The 15,555-nt window shown below is 39.0% G+C and carries 18 protein-coding genes and 1 tRNA gene; 5 read left to right on the forward strand and 14 right to left on the reverse strand.

Going from position 1 to position 15,555, the window contains the following annotated elements; all coding sequences use genetic code 11:
* Positions 1-282: 282 nt before the first annotated feature.
* From PL8927_RS12220 to bchD, 3 genes are read right to left on the reverse strand one after another with little or no spacing between them, the layout of a single operon-like run.
* Positions 283-978 carry a DUF4276 family protein gene (locus PL8927_RS12220; protein WP_083621735.1) on the reverse strand — a complete coding sequence of 232 codons (696 nt, stop codon included), beginning with the start codon at positions 976-978 and terminating at the stop codon, positions 283-285.
* Positions 978-2,078, reverse strand: a complete 1,101-nt coding sequence (locus PL8927_RS12225) for an AAA family ATPase (protein ID WP_083621737.1) — start codon at positions 2,076-2,078, stop codon at positions 978-980. Before PL8927_RS12225 ends, PL8927_RS12220 begins: the two co-directional genes overlap by 1 nt.
* 25 nt (positions 2,079-2,103) lie before the next feature.
* Entirely contained in the window at positions 2,104-4,080 is a 1,977-nt protein-coding gene (gene bchD, locus PL8927_RS12230) for a magnesium chelatase ATPase subunit D (protein WP_083621739.1), read from the reverse strand.
* Between the two features lie 76 nt (positions 4,081-4,156).
* Here bchD and PL8927_RS12235 point away from each other — a divergent pair, with 76 nt between their 5' ends.
* On the forward strand, positions 4,157-4,705 hold the full coding sequence (locus PL8927_RS12235; protein ID WP_083621740.1) for a pentapeptide repeat-containing protein: 549 nt from the start codon (positions 4,157-4,159) through the stop codon (positions 4,703-4,705).
* On the opposite strand, the gene PL8927_RS12240 is transcribed toward PL8927_RS12235, so the two are convergent.
* A complete protein-coding gene (locus tag PL8927_RS12240) occupies positions 4,706-4,924 on the reverse strand; it encodes a hypothetical protein (RefSeq protein ID WP_083621743.1) in 219 nt (72 codons plus the stop codon).
* 891 nt (positions 4,925-5,815) lie between these two features.
* On the opposite strand from PL8927_RS12240, the gene PL8927_RS12245 reads away from it, so the two are divergent.
* On the forward strand, positions 5,816-7,771 hold the full coding sequence (locus tag PL8927_RS12245) for an alpha-amylase family glycosyl hydrolase (protein ID WP_083621746.1): 1,956 nt from the start codon (positions 5,816-5,818) through the stop codon (positions 7,769-7,771).
* A 48-nt stretch (positions 7,772-7,819) separates the two neighbouring features.
* Here PL8927_RS12245 and PL8927_RS12250 read toward each other — a convergent pair whose 3' ends face one another.
* Positions 7,820-8,236: a hypothetical protein gene (locus tag PL8927_RS12250; RefSeq protein WP_083621748.1), complete on the reverse strand. Its 417-nt coding sequence runs from the start codon at positions 8,234-8,236 to the stop codon at positions 7,820-7,822.
* A 277-nt stretch (positions 8,237-8,513) separates the two neighbouring features.
* On the opposite strand from PL8927_RS12250, the gene purS reads away from it, so the two are divergent.
* Both purS and purQ read left to right on the forward strand, forming a co-directional pair.
* Complete coding sequence (gene purS / locus PL8927_RS12255) at positions 8,514-8,789, forward strand: phosphoribosylformylglycinamidine synthase subunit PurS (RefSeq protein WP_083621986.1); 276 nt, start codon at positions 8,514-8,516, stop codon at positions 8,787-8,789.
* 83 nt (positions 8,790-8,872) lie between these two features.
* A complete protein-coding gene (gene purQ / locus PL8927_RS12260) occupies positions 8,873-9,550 on the forward strand; it encodes a phosphoribosylformylglycinamidine synthase subunit PurQ (protein ID WP_083621751.1) in 678 nt (225 codons plus the stop codon).
* Between the two features lie 129 nt (positions 9,551-9,679).
* Here the strand turns inward: purQ and PL8927_RS12265 are convergent, their stop codons facing one another.
* From PL8927_RS12265 to moaC, 4 genes are all read right to left on the reverse strand, one after another.
* Positions 9,680-10,384, reverse strand: a complete 705-nt coding sequence (locus tag PL8927_RS12265) for a glutathione binding-like protein (protein ID WP_083621754.1) — start codon at positions 10,382-10,384, stop codon at positions 9,680-9,682.
* 83 nt (positions 10,385-10,467) lie between these two features.
* Entirely contained in the window at positions 10,468-10,773 is a 306-nt protein-coding gene (locus PL8927_RS12270; protein ID WP_083621757.1) for a DUF3181 family protein, read from the reverse strand.
* Between the two features lie 51 nt (positions 10,774-10,824).
* On the reverse strand, positions 10,825-11,079 hold the full coding sequence (locus PL8927_RS12275) for a 2TM domain-containing protein (RefSeq protein WP_083621760.1): 255 nt from the start codon (positions 11,077-11,079) through the stop codon (positions 10,825-10,827).
* 34 nt (positions 11,080-11,113) lie between these two features.
* The gene (moaC, locus tag PL8927_RS12280) at positions 11,114-11,644 is read right to left on the reverse strand and encodes a cyclic pyranopterin monophosphate synthase MoaC (RefSeq protein ID WP_083621762.1); all 531 of its coding nucleotides are present in this window, start codon (positions 11,642-11,644) and stop codon (positions 11,114-11,116) included.
* 94 nt (positions 11,645-11,738) lie between these two features.
* On the opposite strand from moaC, the gene PL8927_RS12285 reads away from it, so the two are divergent.
* A tRNA-Arg gene (locus tag PL8927_RS12285) sits at positions 11,739-11,812 on the forward strand.
* 238 nt (positions 11,813-12,050) lie between these two features.
* Here the strand turns inward: PL8927_RS12285 and PL8927_RS12290 are convergent.
* From PL8927_RS12290 to PL8927_RS12310, 5 genes are all read right to left on the reverse strand, one after another.
* Positions 12,051-13,535, reverse strand: a complete 1,485-nt coding sequence (locus PL8927_RS12290; RefSeq protein ID WP_083621764.1) for a hypothetical protein — start codon at positions 13,533-13,535, stop codon at positions 12,051-12,053.
* Entirely contained in the window at positions 13,532-14,053 is a 522-nt protein-coding gene (locus PL8927_RS12295) for a hypothetical protein (protein ID WP_083621766.1), read from the reverse strand. Before PL8927_RS12295 ends, PL8927_RS12290 begins: the two co-directional genes overlap by 4 nt.
* A gap of 75 nt (positions 14,054-14,128) precedes the next feature.
* On the reverse strand, positions 14,129-14,482 hold the full coding sequence (locus PL8927_RS12300; protein ID WP_083621768.1) for a hypothetical protein: 354 nt from the start codon (positions 14,480-14,482) through the stop codon (positions 14,129-14,131).
* Positions 14,483-14,499: 17 nt separating this feature from the next.
* Complete coding sequence (locus PL8927_RS12305; protein ID WP_083621771.1) at positions 14,500-15,075, reverse strand: hypothetical protein; 576 nt, start codon at positions 15,073-15,075, stop codon at positions 14,500-14,502.
* 1 nt (position 15,076) lies between these two features.
* The gene (locus tag PL8927_RS12310) at positions 15,077-15,439 is read right to left on the reverse strand and encodes a hypothetical protein (RefSeq protein WP_083621774.1); all 363 of its coding nucleotides are present in this window, start codon (positions 15,437-15,439) and stop codon (positions 15,077-15,079) included.
* Between the last annotated feature and the right edge of the window lie 116 nt (positions 15,440-15,555).

The following is a 15,555-nucleotide window of genomic DNA, read 5'->3' on the forward strand; positions in this document are numbered from 1 at the left end:
AATCTGGGTTAGTTCATGTTCAACCAATGATTATAACTTTTACGAGACAGAATCAAAATAAAGTTGATTGAGTCGCTAAAATAACTTGAACTTCGGGAGAAATACTCTGAATTGATCCCGCACTAATATTAATTTCATAATGATCATGACCATGACAACGAACGAAATCACTGCAACCCGAACATTCAAGAGAGCTTAAAGAAATAGAAATAGAGATTTAAGACCAGTCCAAAATTCATCACAATTTCTATTTTCTAGTAATAATAGTGTTTAAAATCAATGTTATTCGGGTTGAGATAAATTTTCTAATCGTTCTATCCATTGATTAAAATGAGGACATTTTTGCCTAATAGTTTCTAAACCAATTTTTTGAGCCATTAAAGGTGCAACAGACACTTTTGCACCTTCATAACTAGGAATAGCTTGAATAATTCGTTTAGAAGGAGCCGTTTGTTGTCTACCATTTATGAGTTCTGGAGATTCAAAAGATTGACAGAGGGAAACTAATTTTTTAACTTCTGATTGATAGTCTGGAAATCGTTCCTCAAGTTTAATGGGATCAGATAAAATCAGAGCTTCAAATTCATGTAATTGAATATAAGGAATAAAACGACTATCGTTGATATCTTCAAAGATATCGTCAAATAAAGCATTTTCTAAGTATTGAACTTTTTGGTAAGGATCAGATATTTTCTGTGCTTCCTCAAATCCAGGAAAATTATTAGGTAAAGCATATAAATCACACATTGTTGTAAATCTAGCTTCAGGATGTTTATCCTGTTTTAACCAGAGAATAATATCTTTTTTTATTTTTTGATAACTGGGTAAACCGCCTCGAACAACTTCGGTTCGTGTTCGTTTCGTTGTAATACAATGGACATCAGTGCTAATATTAAAATAGCCTAAATGCTCTGTTAAAATGGTATTGACAAATTTCTCTTCTGTTGGGCCTTCAGCAATAATATGTAAGCGGATCATCACTTGGGTCTTCCTCCCAAAACATTTTTATTCCAAAGTTCCGATAAAGAATATTCCTTTAACCAATCTTCTAAAGGTTCAGGATCGAGACGCTTGAACTCAGAAGCACGTTGTTTCCGGTCAACAATAATAATATCTTCCGGTGCAAAACAATCAATTAAAAAAGTTGATTGAGTCGCTAAAATCACTTGAACTTCGTGAGAAATACTCTGAATTAATCCCGCAATAATATTAATTGCATAGGGATGTAAACCTAATTCGGGTTCATCTAAGATTAAAACATCCGGTAAATCAGATATTGGTTGTAACAAGAGGGTGACTAATGCCATTGTTCTTAACGTTCCATCGGAAATTTGATGAGAACTAAAAATAATATCGGTATTTTTTTCTGTCCATTGTAAAATAACACTATTATTAATCGGTTCCAAAACAAAATCATCAAAAAAGGGAGTAATTTGAGTTAAAGTATCGACAATAATTCGATAATGTTTGAATTCAGTTTCCTTTAATCTCAACAAAACCGAGGCTAAATTGGCTCCATCTTCCCGCAGATAACGATTATTTTCAATAATACATCTTTGCCGAATTCGAGCCGTGTCAGAGGTATTATGAAATTGATAAACTTTACAATTTTGGAGTAAAGAAAATAAGATTCTAGCTGTTGGATTTCCTTGATTAAAAAGATCAATAATCTTGGCTTCTTTATGACCAGAATCCAAAGAAATCCAATCAGCTACTGAACCAAAAATAGAACGATAAAATCTGTACTTTTCCTCTGCAAAAATTAATGTATCTGATGCCGCATGAAACAATCTGAAATAGTAATCATTTTGACCTGAATCTGTTTCAAAATTAAGTTCTGCTTCCACTTTAGGTGTGATTTCAACCCCATCAAACAGTAAGGAATTAGCTCCCCCAGATTGACCGATAAAAAATTGCAATTTTCCTTGAGATTGTATCATCCACGACAATAACTTAAAAAACGAAATCAGGTTAGATTTTCCAGCCCCATTAGCCCCAATCAAAATATTAATTTTATTGAGTTCTAATTCTAGGGATTGAATTGATTTGTAACCTTTAACTTTGATTTTTTTTAGCATAATCAAGATTATCTAATTTTAGGGTTTAGGAACCGATCGCATCTCTTAAAGCATTTTGGGTCATCGCCGCGATCGCTTGATCCGTAGCTTTAGGAAGGTGATAATATTTCCCTCCGGCTGTTTTTGCTAACTCCTTAGCGAACCCCGTAGAAATGAATTTGCTCTCGGTATCAATCACTAACAATTGCATCTTTAACCCGCGAATTTTTGCAGCAATTTCTAATATTTCTTGCTTAATATCCGGCTTTTCTCCTTCAATTTGGGGCTCTCCCAAAGACCGAGATAAAGAAATATTTCCCCGTCCGTCGGTAATGGCCACAATCACCACTTGACCAATATCCCCCGACTGTTTAGCATTCACCCCCACTCTCACCGCCTGAGTTAACCCATGCGCTAAAGGCGACCCACCCCCACAGGGTAAGCGTTCCAGCCGTTTTCGAGCCGCAGCAATGGAACGAGTGGGCGGTAATAACACCTCCGCCTGTTCCCCTCGGAAGGGAATTAAGGACACCTGATCCCGGCTTTGGTAAGCTTCCGTTAACAGTTGTAACACCGCCCCTTTTGCCGACTGCATCCGGTTCAGAGCCATTGAACCCGACGCATCTACTACAAACACCACTAACGCCCCAGATTTGCGGGCCAACCGTTTCGCCCGAATATCCCCTTGTTCCACAATCACTTTTCGCCCCGGTTCCCGCAACCGTCGGGCTTGTTGATAGGGAGCCGCCGCCCGTAACGTGGCATCAACGGCAATTCTTTGGACTTTCCCCTTGGGTAAAACGGGCTTAATGTACCGCCCCCTGTCATCGGAAAAAATCACGCTGCGGCTGCCAGATTTCCCTTGACGGTTCGCCATTTGGGTAAAATACAAGACGCTATCATCAAGGATTACCCCTTCTGGGTCAAAAATAAACTCTTCAGGGATAGTCGCCTCCTCTTCTTCGGGCTGGTCTTCCTCGTCGTCCTCGTCCTCGTCTTCTTCCTCCTCCTGATCTTCTGGCGACTGATCTTGAGGCGGTGGGGGTGGAGGCGGTTGCTGTTGTTGTTCTTCGGGAGGAGGAACAATTTTGGCGCGGGGAACAATAACTAATTCTACCGCCCGACGTAAATCATCGGCGTTGACGGTGGTACGTCCTTCCAAGGCGGCGGAGGCTTTAGCGACTCGCACCGCAAACAATTCTGAGCGATGACCCTGAACACCGCCCCGCACAGCTTCTTGAACTAAATATAAGATTTGATCAGGGGTAATCACCACATCTTTTAACCATTCTCTGGCTAAAATAATCTGGGTTTTCAGATCATCTAATTCTTGATTATATTGAGTTAAGAAATCTTGGGGCGATCGCGCATAATCCATCACTTGATCCACCGCTTGCACCCGTTCATCTAAACTCAGAACCCCATCGGCGGATAAAGCGATCGCAATTCTATCTAATAAATGATCTCGTAATGACCCTTCTTCCGGGTTAAATGTAGCGATAAATAAAGGTTTACAGGGATGTTCAAAACTAATCCCTTCCCGTTCAATTAAATTCCGTCCTTCTGTAAGAACTGTTAATAATAAATTGGCAATATTATCATCGAGCAAATTAATTTCATCCACATATAAAACCCCTCGGTTTGCTGTGGCTAAAAGTCCGGGTTGAAATACCGTTTGACCCTGTTTAACCGACTGTTCTAAATCCACTGAACCGACTAATCGATCTTCGGTAATTCCTAACGGAATTTGCACAAAGGCTGTGGGGACAATTTCGGTGGGTTGGGTTTCGTTAACGGGTTCAGCGTTAGCAATTGATCCTTTAACAATTTCTATCGGGGGTAACAAAGCGTGTAATGCCCGCGCCATCACCGATTTAGCCGTTCCCCGTCTTCCAGCGATGACCACACCACCCAATTCAGGGTCAACCGCCGTCAGTAACAGGGCCAGCTTAATGGCACCTTGTCCAATAACCGCAGTTAGGGGAAAGGAGGTGATCGTAGGGGCGCTAACGGGCGCAGACATAACTTTAGCAATGATAGAACAATATCTTACAATAGCAAAAAATGGTACTTTTGTTAATCAGTTTCTCTAAAAACTTATGAAATTTCAAAATTTTAGATTATTTCCACATCTGCAAAACTCTCCTAAATCTGCTGTTTTGAATTGCCGATGGTTGCTTCTGGTTATTGTGGGTTTAATGGGTTTGGGAGTCAGTATTCCGGTATTAGCAGAAAGAAAAAGTGATGTCGAAAGATTAATTAGTACGAATGAATGTCAGCAATGCAATTTGAGTGAAGCGAATTTAGCAGAAGCGAAGTTAGAAGGGGCTGATTTATTGGGGGCTAATTTACAAAAAGCTAACTTGAGAGGGGCTAATTTAAAAGGTGCAGATTTAAGTTCAGCGAATTTAATTGAAGCGGATTTATCAGGAGCAGATTTAAGAGATACAAAATTCCATAGCACAACCTTAAGAAAGGCTAATTTAAAGGGTGCTGATTTATCGTGGTCTGATCTGTATCAAGCATTTTTAGAAGAAGCTCAATTTAATGATGCTAATTTATTAAATGCGAACCTCAATAATGCTAAATTACAAGGAACTAATTTTTGTGGGGCGACGATGCCCGATGGACAAAAAGGGGGATGTTAATTATCTTAAACTAGAGAGATCATCAACAATTTTAATTTTTCCGCGATAGACGGCTCTGAGTAATCGATCAATGCAGCGTCTCTCTTCCTCCGAAAGAGATTCATCTAAAATCGCTGCCATCAGTCCATAACGATCCCCAAGGGTTAAATAACCTGTGGTGTTCGCTTGGGCAAATAAATCACTGAGAGCAGATTGTAAAAGTTGAACTTTAGGGATCATGAAAATTCAATCTGAACTCGATAGTTTAATCTTTACGGATTTTTGATAAAATTGAAGTGATTTTACAGAAGCTTTAAGAGTGATTCCTCAGCGTAAAATTTGTGATAGAAATAACTAATAATCTGTGATATCGGTAAAATAAAGTTGTGATCTCTAATAAAAATTTTTGTGATCAAAATCACAATTTAATTCTGGTTCCAGAAACTATTGTTTCTTTGTTTAAATTAAAATCAGATAAAATATTGTAATTATTCAATTCATCCCCCGTAGGGTGCGTAAGCGACAGCGCACGCACCAATATTTTATTAAATGCGATCGCCCTTTTAATAATCACAACTCTTATTGATATTATGATATTCAGCGATCGCTGTCTTCGGTGCGTGCGCTGTCGCTTACGCACCCTACAGATGGGGAAATTAGAAGTTAAAATAGCGCACGCACCAATATTTTATTAAATGCGATCGCCCTTTTAATAATCACAACTCTTATTGATATTATAATATTCAGCGATCGCTGTCTTCGGTGCGTGCGCTGTCGCTTACGCACCCTACAGATGGGGAAATTAGAAGTTAAAATAGCACACGCACCAATATTTTATTAAATGTGATCGCCCTTTTAATAATCACAACTCTTATTGATATTATGATATTCAGCGATCGCTGTCTTCGGTGCGTGCGCTGTCGCTTACACACCCTACAGATGGGGAAATTAGAAGTTAAAATAGACGCAGGTGCGAATCAAATTTTTTAATAAAAATCAAAGGATTAGTATGATTCTGCCTCAATCAATCAATTCTTCTTTCTTTTGACAGATGTTGAATCTGCTGGAATTGAATAATACTGAGGAGAAGGTGCAAACCCAACCATTAAATTTTTCTCCTATAGTATCCCCATGTCAAATACAGTCTTTCCGCCCCAAGCCACATCCCCTAAAGAAGAAGTTTCTAGCCTTGAAGCTCAAGGTGAAATTCAGGAACTTGTTCAAGACCATAAGGCCGAATTTGATCTTGATTTAGAGTTTATTTATACCCGTGATATTGAATTTCGTCAAGAAACCATTTATTTTATTGTTGTGGATCGATTTTATGATGGTGATCCCAATAATAGCGAAGGGCCTAATCCTGAACTTTATGATTCTGAACAACAAGATTGGGGGAAATATTGGGGGGGTGATTTACAAGGAGTTATTGATAAACTTGATTATTTAAAAAACTTAGGAGTAACGGCACTTTGGTTAACCCCTTTATTTGAACAAATTGAAGATTTATTCTGTGAATCTGCGGCAGTTCATGGCTATTGGACAAGTGATTTTAAACGCTTGAATCCCCGTTTTATTGGTAAAGATGAAAACCCCTCGCTAAACGAAACCCAAGACACCCGCAACACAACTTTTGATCTTTTAATAGAAGAAGTTCACAGTCGCAATATGAAGTTGATTTTAGATATTGTGTGCAATCATAGTAACCCCGATATTAGTGGAAAAAAAGGGATATTATATGATGATGGGGTAAAAATTGCTGATTTTAATAATGATGAGAAGAACTGGTATCACCATTATGGAGAAGTAACAAATTGGGAAGATGAATGGCAAGTGATGAACTGTGAATTATCAGGATTAGCTACTTTTAATGAAAATAATATTGAATACCGAAATTATATCAAATCTGCCATTAAACAATGGTTAGATCGCGGAGTTGATGCTTTACGGGTGGATACTGTTAAACATATGCCGATTTGGTTTTGGCAGGAGTTTAACGCGGATATTAAAACCTATAGGCCTGATGTTTTTATCTTTGGTGAGTGGATTTATTCTAGTCCAGAACAGGATGATTCTGTGGAATTTGCCAATGAGTCTGGAATGTCAATTTTAGACTTTGGATTATGTGTTGCTATTCGACGAGCATTAGGAGCATTTGAAGAAGCAGGATTTCACTTAATTCAAGATGTTTTAAATTTGGATTATCGCTATTATAGTTCAACAGAATTGATCACGTTTATTGATAACCATGATATGCACCGATTCCAAACTTTAAATCCTGATCCTGAAATTTTGCGAATGGCGATCACTTTAATTATGACCTCTCGTGGCATTCCTTGTATTTATTATGGCACAGAACAATTCCTTCATAATGATACCAATGGAGATGATAATCCCTATGGAAATAATGATCCCTATAACCGTCCGATGATGGAAAATTGGGATACAGATTCTCCTCTCTATCGAGAAGTTCGATTATTATCCGGTTTACGGCGCTTAAATCCGGCTGCATCGTTAGGAAGTCAGTGGCAAAAATATATTACTCCTGATGTCTATTGTTATGTGCGTCGCTATCGAGATAGTATTGTATTTGTAGCCATGAATCGAGGGGAAACGGTAACTCTTGAAGAAGTCGAAACCGAGTTAAATGATGGCGAACATACTGATGTAATGTCTAAGTATAAATATGAAGTCAAAGACGGGAAAATTTATAACCTAGAATTAGCCTCTAAACAGGTGATTGTTCTTTCTAAAGTGGGTGAACGGGTTAAAGCACAAACGATTGTTCGGGTTCAATTAAACGGGATTCAAACTCAACCCGGAGAACGAGTTGTGATTATTGGGGATTGTCCTGAATTGGGAAATTGGGATATTGCCCAAGCTTACCCCTTAGAATATATTAATACCAACACTTGGTTTGGGGAAATTCCCTTTAATGAAAGTGCCGGAAAACTGATTAATTATAAATATGCTATTTGGCGAGAAGGAACATCCCCTCTCCGCGAAAATTTAGTCTCTCGTCGTTGGGTAATTGCCAATGAAGGCATTGTTAAATGGCGTGATCTTTGGGCATCAGGACGAGAATCATAAATGGGTTGACTGTTGACCGTTGACCGTTGACCGTTGGCTGTTAAATCACTATTTTTTATCCGTAATTAATAGCCGATAAGGGTTTTGATTTTGTTGACGATCGCCCACATAAATGTTATAATTACCTTGGGTTCCATAACCAGAATATTGCAAAATACCACTGTTAGCAGAACCCTCTGGTAATACACAATAACGTCCGCTAGGGCCATCAATTAATAAGGTGGGTGAGCCAGAGGTTGTTACCATCACTCGCCAATAGGGTAAATCCTCGGTAATTTCAACAACGTGATTCGGGGTTTGAGCAATAAACCCACAATCTTGACTATTTACAGGCCCTCCAGAGGTTCCTGATAAGGACAGAGAACCACCGGGAGCAATTTGTTGCCGATCAGCCCAAGCACTGGGAGCTAAGGCTAAAATCAGGCTGAAAACACATCCCGCAAGGGTTAAACGGCGTAATCTCATTTTTAAGTTTCTCCTAGAGTCAGTAAATCCTATTCAAACCATACTGACAGTAAAATAGACTTACAGGTTCATTTTTCAGTTTGAAGCGATACTATGCGAGTCCCAATTCTTCTGATAAATAAACCTCTTGTTCTGTTAAAGCAAAAGCAAGTCTGTCTATTAATTAATATTTCCATCCCTTTCCTTAATTGATTCAAGACGGGATTGACCCTTAGATGTGATCAAGTCTCCTAACTTGAGGGATAATAAAGATTATGCCGTTAAAGTAGGGATTGTTGTGACCCATCACTATCAAGCTCGAATTTATATTACCCTCCGTCCTTCTGTTCTTGATCCTCAAGGCGTGGCGGTCAAATCTGGGATTCAACATTTGGGATATGACAATGTTGAACAGGTGCGGATCGGTAAATATATTGAAATGACGCTTTCTGCAACGGATGAAACGGAAGCGAGAACCCAACTTGACCGAATTTGCGATCAATTGTTGGCAAATCCTGTGATTGAAATTTATCGATTTGATCTGATGGAAGTTTCTGCCGTTGCTAATCGATAATTCAATCAGGAGGTTGATCAAAGAAGATTAGTTCTCTCTTTGATCAACTTGTTTCTATTCGTAACTCACTACATGAATTAACTATGAAATTTGGGGTTATTGTTTTTCCGGGTTCTAATTGTGATCGAGATGTGGCTTGGGTAACTCAAGGATTATTAGGACAACCCACCCGCATGATTTGGCATGAAGATACGGATTTATCTGATATTGATGTGGTAGTAATTCCGGGGGGTTTTAGTTACGGGGATTATTTGCGTTGTGGTGCGATCGCGCGTTTTTCTCCCGTCATGCGTTCAACAATTGAACACGCGAATCAAGGAAAATTAGTGTTGGGAATTTGTAACGGCTTTCAAGTGTTAACAGAAGCGGGATTATTACCCGGTGCGTTAGTCAGAAATCGGGATTTACATTTTATTTGTGAATCGGTTCCTTTGACGGTAATTAATAATAATATTCCCTGGACTGCTGAATATCAAACCGGGGAAGTCATTACTTTACCTATTGCTCACGGAGAAGGCTGTTATTATGCGGATGAAAACACCTTAGTAGAGTTAGAAGAAAATCACCAAGTCTTATTCCGGTATGGCAGTAATAAAACTCCAAAACTCGAAGAAAATCCTAACGGTTCTTTGCATAATATTGCTGGAATTTGTAACCGTCAAGGCAACGTTTTAGGGATGATGCCTCACCCAGAACGTGCCTCTGATCCAATGTTAGGAAATACCGACGGAATTAAGTTGTTTAAAACCTTATTGCGTTAGGAAATGGTTTGACCTCTCCCTACCCTCTCCTAAAAGGAGAGGGAAAAGGAGGACAATAATTCTTAATTCCCTATTGTCTATTTTCTTTTCCCCCCTGTTCCCTGTTCCCTGTTCCCTGTTCCCTATTCCCTATTCCCTATTTTGAAGCGTTTTTTCACTTTGACCAAAGAGGATTTTTTTCGCTTCATCAGTCATCTTTGCACCAGAAGAATAGGATTTTCCTTTCTCGTAAGCACGCATGACCGCCGGACGAGAATGAATTCGCTCAAACCAAGCTTTTAAATGGGGGAAATCCTCTAAATTTTGCTGTTGTTGTTCAAAGGGAACAATCCAAGGATAACAAGCCATATCTGCAATAGAGTATTCTCCCGCAATGTATTCTTGTCCTTCTAATTGACGATTCAAAACCCCATATAAACGATTAGTTTCTTTCACATAACGGTCAATCGCATAGGGAAGTTTTTCCGGTGCATATTGTAGAAAATGATGGTTTTGTCCCGCCATTGGCCCTAGTCCTCCCACTTGCCAAAATAGCCATTCTAAAACGGTTTTGCGATCGCGCCAATTTTGAGGAAGAAACTGTCCGGTTTTTTCAGCTAAATAGATTAAAATTGCGCCTGATTCAAAGATAGATAAAGGTTCTCCGCCATCAACGGGATGAAAATCAATAATGGCAGGCATTCGATTATTGGGAGCAATTTTGAGAAATTCCGGTTTGAACTGATCACCTGCGCCAATATTCACCGGAATGATTTGATATTCTAATCCAGTTTCTTCTAAAAATATGGGGATTTTGTGACCGTTAGGGGTAGGCCAGTAGTAAAGTTCAATCATAATGATTCACGCTGAGAATGATTGCAGATGACTTGAGCTTGACTCTGGAATTTGAGGGAGGCGTGAACGCCTCACTACAAAGTTTACAATTCTTCTTGGAAGTCTTTTAAAATTCTTACCAGTTCTTGAATTCCCGAATTAGGAATTAAATTCACAAGGGAGGTAGTTTGTTTTCCTCCTCCTAAATTAACATAAACTTTTTGCAACACTTGTTGAACTTCATTTTCCGTAAAGTCTCCCTGATTTAAAAGCGGATAAAGTTGTTCAGCTAATTGAGTATGCAAATGAGCTTCGGCTAAATACAGATGCCATTTAGCGACATCAATATAGACATTTTCTCCAATTTCAGACGCTAACTTTTCAATGTTTCTTGTATCTAAAACAGACATAATTAAGCTCCTAAATAATCAAGGGTTAACGGTTAGCCGTTAACCGGAATGTTATCGATTTGAAGTTACAGGAGAATAGTCGGCGATCGCAAAAATATAAATCCCATGAAGGGCGATCGCTAACAACCAAACAACCGTAAATCCAGTTAACCAAGACCAATCAGCCGATTGCAAATTATGGAAAAACCATAAACCCGAATTAATCGCCGCAAAAATAGCAACATGGATGGCAAAATTCATCCGATCATCTAAACGACGATAATCAGGATCTTTGCGGTCGGGCTTACGCGGCCAACGAGGAGGCATAGACAGTCAATTCCCAAGCTTTTTCTATTCTATTTTAGGCGGAACTGGGGTTGAATTCTTCTATCTGGTGGTGGTAATCTCCCGATTTTCCCCCCGTTTTACTCAGCAGCCGAATTGACTCAATCACAATCGACTTTTCTAAGGCTTTCGCCATGTCATACAAAGTCAACGCCGCCACAGAAACAGCCGTTAACGCTTCCATTTCAACCCCAGTTTCGGCTTTGGTGATCACTTCCGCCTGAATTTGATAGCCTGGTAATTCGGGGTCGGGCCAAATTTGAACATCAATTTTACTTAAGGGTAAGGGATGACACAGGGGAATTAACTGGGCTGTTTGTTTGGCCGCCATGATTCCGGCGAGTTTCGCTGTCCCTAAAACATCCCCTTTGGGGGCGTTTCCGGCTTCGATGGCGGCAAAGGTGGTGCTTAACATTCGCACTTGTCCCCCAGCGATCGCCTGACGACGAGTGGCCACCTTCTCCGACACATCCACCATCCGGGCTTCCCCCGTTTCATCCAGGTGGGTGAGGCGATCAGAAGAATTTTCAGAAAAATTGCTTGCCATTTGGGAAAAATGTGTTAATATAAGAAAGCGGTGAAGAAAACACCCTCGTTCAACAGTGTATATTGTTCCTGGGGTTGTTGTTCTGAACTGGCAAGGGCTTGTAGCTCAGTGGACTAGAGCACGTGGCTACGGACCACGGTGTCGGGGGTTCGAATCCCTCCTAGCCCGTTTATTCAATCTTTTAATATAGGGACGAGATCATCTCGCCCCTATATTTCTGTTTGTAGGCTTTAGCTGACTCCTAATATTAGAAGATGACATAAACCCGGTTTTGGAGTGTCCCAAAGAGTGATCGCATTTGTAATTTTTCCGCCCCTACAAGTTTAATTGAATGGAGGGGCGAGTTTGTTATAATTTTTGTTGATAATAATTAATCTGATCTGCTTCTAAATAAGTGCTTAATAGCTTATCTCTTCTTACCATGATTCCCTAATCCTAGCAACCAGATAACTAACCCCGTTAACCCCGCCACTGTCAAGCCTATGATCAGGCTCAAAACCAGTGAAATAGAGGGCATTAACCCATATTCTGGAATTGTCAAACTCCTCAAAACTTGCCCTAAATTTTGCTCTACAAGGGTTTTTGCTTCCTCTGATTTGATAATAGTAACAGGTGCAACAACATTGGGGAATTGTCCAGAAATTGAAGCCGTTACAGAAGCCGCAGCTAAACCCGCACCGACAATACCCAGTGTATTTTGAAATGTGCGATCGCTCTTTGCTTCTCTGACTTCCAAGTTAACTCGAATTAAGTTGACTGCAACTTCTAGCATTTTTACCCCTGCACTCAGATTTTCGTAGTCTTTACTAACTTGTTTTAAGTATTTATTTCGAGCGTAGGAATGAAACTGCTTTAAGCATTGTACTTCATATTCTTGGTTTTTTTCAAACACCTTTGCAACTAATTTTTTAAGCTGTTGGCGGTAGTTATCCAGATTAACTTCAATTGTACTTCTCTGAAATTCTAAATAACTGAGATTGATGGCATAATCAGAAAATAGATTGTCAGCCTCATTGACTTTTTGACTAAGTTGGCTCAAATTATACCCTTCATATTCTTGAGTTTTAAACTCTTTGACGTAACTTTGAACCTTTTTAAATGCAGTGTCTAACTCTCGTTTAAGCAGCCGACTTCGTACATAAGCCCAAAGAATTTTATGGCGATGGCAAAACAATTGCATCCAGTGATCAATTAATTCTGCTGCATTTTCTACTGCTGTTAAATTTGGATATAATATAATAATTACATGAGGATTCTCTTGCTGTAAATTGTAGGGTGCTTTTTGAGGAGTATTGTTTAAATTATCGGGGTTCCATTCAAAGAATCTTCCCCCTAATAACTTTCCCTCACCTTGGGGTTTTTCTTGACAATCTAGTTCTTTTCCTACTAGCAAATTGTAACATTTTTGAGCAAGATTTTTAACATCATCTGATCCCATTTTAATATCTAAATCTGAAGGGAGTGTACCACTAATTAACCAAGTTTGCCCTAAGCTACCCCCTTGATTTTTGAGAACCTGATCAACTATAATTTTTTGAAGTGTTGTTATTTCTTGAATAGAAGTATTAGAAGTGCGATCGCTCACCGAACAGTCAACCATCAGCGCATAAGTATCACTCAGTTGTACTGGATAGTAATAGCCTTTATATTCAGACGGAAGGTTGAGTGGTTCTGTAAATTTGTATTCCTCTGTTAATAACTCTACAAATTCTGTTTCCCACTCCATTTTTTCAGGCGGGGAAGACGCTTTAATCTTTTTTTGTAAGGAGGGAGGCAATTTATCTAAAAATACTTGATCGTTCTTTTTCAAAGTATCCGAATCCTGCCCTAGTCCCTGACGCAAATCGTAGAGATAGAGGTCAATTGTGGGGTAAATCAGATCATCTGTCATATTAGAGGAGGTAATGTTGGTGGTTGAGTATCTGAATCAGCAGAAAATTGTGATAACTTTTCTAATAGACGCTGAAACAAACTTTTGCTAACTTCCGGCGGATTATCGCTTTTGAGGATAGGAACAACAATATCATTAATAATCGTGTGACTTGGAGAGCGCTGTGATTTTTTAGGTAATTCGCCTCGGATTTCTCTTTGGCTGGATTTATTACCCGCCTGGAGTCTTTTTAACACTTCTTCTGAAGTTGGCAAGTAATCTAAATTTTCACTATTTTCTGTTGCTAGAAAACGAATTAATGCTGTTTGATACTTGGTAAAACTTTCATTTAATTTTGGGTTTGATTGGATTACAGACATTAACTTAGCGTGGGTTTTGTCTCCCATTTCAGGATTGAGTTGAAGCTGTTCTCCTATTGTAAAAAGTTCCTCTTGCTTGTCAGAGTTCAGGGTGACACCTGGATCTCTAATTGCCAGAAGCAAGGCCAGGAGAGTAGGGAGAGCAGGTGGTTGACTCATGCTTGGGGTAAAGTAAGTTAGAATTGCTCTTAATTATAGTAGAATCAGACGCGATCGCGTTCTTGTTATTATTTATCATTGTTTTACAAAAGCCGATATCCGAAATGTAGCCGCTTTAAGTTCGGCTTCGACAAGGGTTTCTAATTCTGCTTGTTGTTGGGAAGAAAGGGTTTCTCCGCGATCGCGTGCTACACGCCACAAATTCATTAATTCCGATAATTGTTTTTGTTGTTCGGCAGTAAACAATTCATCGGGGTTAAAGCTTTGAATAATCAGTAAGGCGCTGAAGTTTGTTTCGCCTAACAAAGTAGTCAAACTATCTAAAGCTTGACCCGCAGTTGTGCCAACAGACTGTTGATCTCCGGCAATAGCGCGATAAGATTTCTCACCGTTGGTATTAAATACAGGCACGATCGCAACTGTAGTCATATCTGGTTCAAAGTTAGTTAATTATTAATTATAACCTTTCTTTTACCATCCCTAACTAACTCTCCATTTAAAATATTCAAACAAGTTGGACTTTCATCCATAAAATTGAGATATAATTTTTCTCCTTCAATAGTAGTCTGAGTAATAATATCTTTGCCGTACCTCCAGAGTTCTTTACCTGATTCAGTGATAGCAGTTACATCGACTTCTTGAACAATTAACACAAGTCCCTGATTTTTGAGGGGTAAGAAATAATAAAAGAGAGAATTTAATGGGATTCTAAAAGATATTTCTCGATTTTTCACGTTTACTCCTACTACTTCCTGATTGTAGCCGAACATAATAATATCTAACTCTGGATTTATTAATAAATTCGGTTTTAACCCATGCCCTTCTGAACAAATGCCAATGCCAAAATAATGCAGTCCTGATGTTTGGGGACGCACAATAGCCGCATAAAATTTCTGTTCATAATCATCTTCTTCATTAAGTAATATGCTTCCTAAATCGCATTGACTTAAAGAGTAAATCAACTCTTTTTTTGTTAAAAATTCTTGTAATTCTATAACGTTTGTAGTGAAAGTAATAAACATTTTAGTTGTCTCCAGATTTGAGAAAAATTGTGATAAGTTTGTTATTTTGCCAAACTGTCTCCATTCTAAGAGCACCTCTTTTTCCGATCAAGAGAGAATCTTTGACAATTCGACCATCTGGTTGAGTTCTAATGATGTTGGTCGAGTCATAGAAGGCAGTTTCGATATGGCGTACTATGTAATCCCGGTTTTCTATTGTATCATAAATTCCAATAGATTCTAGGAGTCGGAGCATTTCTCTGCTTCTGAGAATGTTATTTCGATTACCAGTTGCTTGTCCAAAAAGATAGGAAAGTTTTTGAACAATTTTAGCTTGACGATGGGCTTGACGGATATCGGTAATAATAAAAGCGAGAACAATCAATGTTAGATCGGCAAGCAGAATATCTAGTTGAAATTTTGCTTTGAGTGTTGTTATAGTTATCTCTCCATCGTTATGTATTTCTGACTTAGTTTAGATTATAGGGCGATCGCGTTAGG

The sequence above is a fragment of the Planktothrix serta PCC 8927 genome, from assembly GCF_900010725.2.
Lineage (GTDB): Bacteria > Cyanobacteriota > Cyanobacteriia > Cyanobacteriales > Microcoleaceae > Planktothrix > Planktothrix serta.

What these genes read in the sequence shown, in the direction of transcription:
- PL8927_RS12235 (WP_083621740.1), top strand. Translation starts at nt 4,157, where the DNA reads ATGAAATTTCAAAATTTTAGATTATTTCCACATCTGCAAAACTCTCCT.
- purQ (WP_083621751.1), top strand. Translation starts at nt 8,873, where the DNA reads ATGAAATTTGGGGTTATTGTTTTTCCGGGTTCTAATTGTGATCGAGAT.
- PL8927_RS12270 (WP_083621757.1), bottom strand. Translation starts at nt 10,773, where the DNA reads ATGTCTGTTTTAGATACAAGAAACATTGAAAAGTTAGCGTCTGAAATT.
- PL8927_RS12245 (WP_083621746.1), top strand. Translation starts at nt 5,816, where the DNA reads ATGTCAAATACAGTCTTTCCGCCCCAAGCCACATCCCCTAAAGAAGAA.
- PL8927_RS12275 (WP_083621760.1), bottom strand. Translation starts at nt 11,079, where the DNA reads ATGCCTCCTCGTTGGCCGCGTAAGCCCGACCGCAAAGATCCTGATTAT.
- PL8927_RS12300 (WP_083621768.1), bottom strand. Translation starts at nt 14,482, where the DNA reads ATGACTACAGTTGCGATCGTGCCTGTATTTAATACCAACGGTGAGAAA.
- PL8927_RS12290 (WP_083621764.1), bottom strand. Translation starts at nt 13,535, where the DNA reads ATGACAGATGATCTGATTTACCCCACAATTGACCTCTATCTCTACGAT.
- PL8927_RS12240 (WP_083621743.1), bottom strand. Translation starts at nt 4,924, where the DNA reads ATGATCCCTAAAGTTCAACTTTTACAATCTGCTCTCAGTGATTTATTT.
- PL8927_RS12225 (WP_083621737.1), bottom strand. Translation starts at nt 2,078, where the DNA reads ATGCTAAAAAAAATCAAAGTTAAAGGTTACAAATCAATTCAATCCCTA.
- bchD (WP_083621739.1), bottom strand. Translation starts at nt 4,080, where the DNA reads ATGTCTGCGCCCGTTAGCGCCCCTACGATCACCTCCTTTCCCCTAACT.
- PL8927_RS12305 (WP_083621771.1), bottom strand. Translation starts at nt 15,075, where the DNA reads ATGTTTATTACTTTCACTACAAACGTTATAGAATTACAAGAATTTTTA.
- PL8927_RS12250 (WP_083621748.1), bottom strand. Translation starts at nt 8,236, where the DNA reads ATGAGATTACGCCGTTTAACCCTTGCGGGATGTGTTTTCAGCCTGATT.
- PL8927_RS12295 (WP_083621766.1), bottom strand. Translation starts at nt 14,053, where the DNA reads ATGAGTCAACCACCTGCTCTCCCTACTCTCCTGGCCTTGCTTCTGGCA.
- moaC (WP_083621762.1), bottom strand. Translation starts at nt 11,644, where the DNA reads ATGGCAAGCAATTTTTCTGAAAATTCTTCTGATCGCCTCACCCACCTG.
- PL8927_RS12220 (WP_083621735.1), bottom strand. Translation starts at nt 978, where the DNA reads ATGATCCGCTTACATATTATTGCTGAAGGCCCAACAGAAGAGAAATTT.
- PL8927_RS12265 (WP_083621754.1), bottom strand. Translation starts at nt 10,384, where the DNA reads ATGATTGAACTTTACTACTGGCCTACCCCTAACGGTCACAAAATCCCC.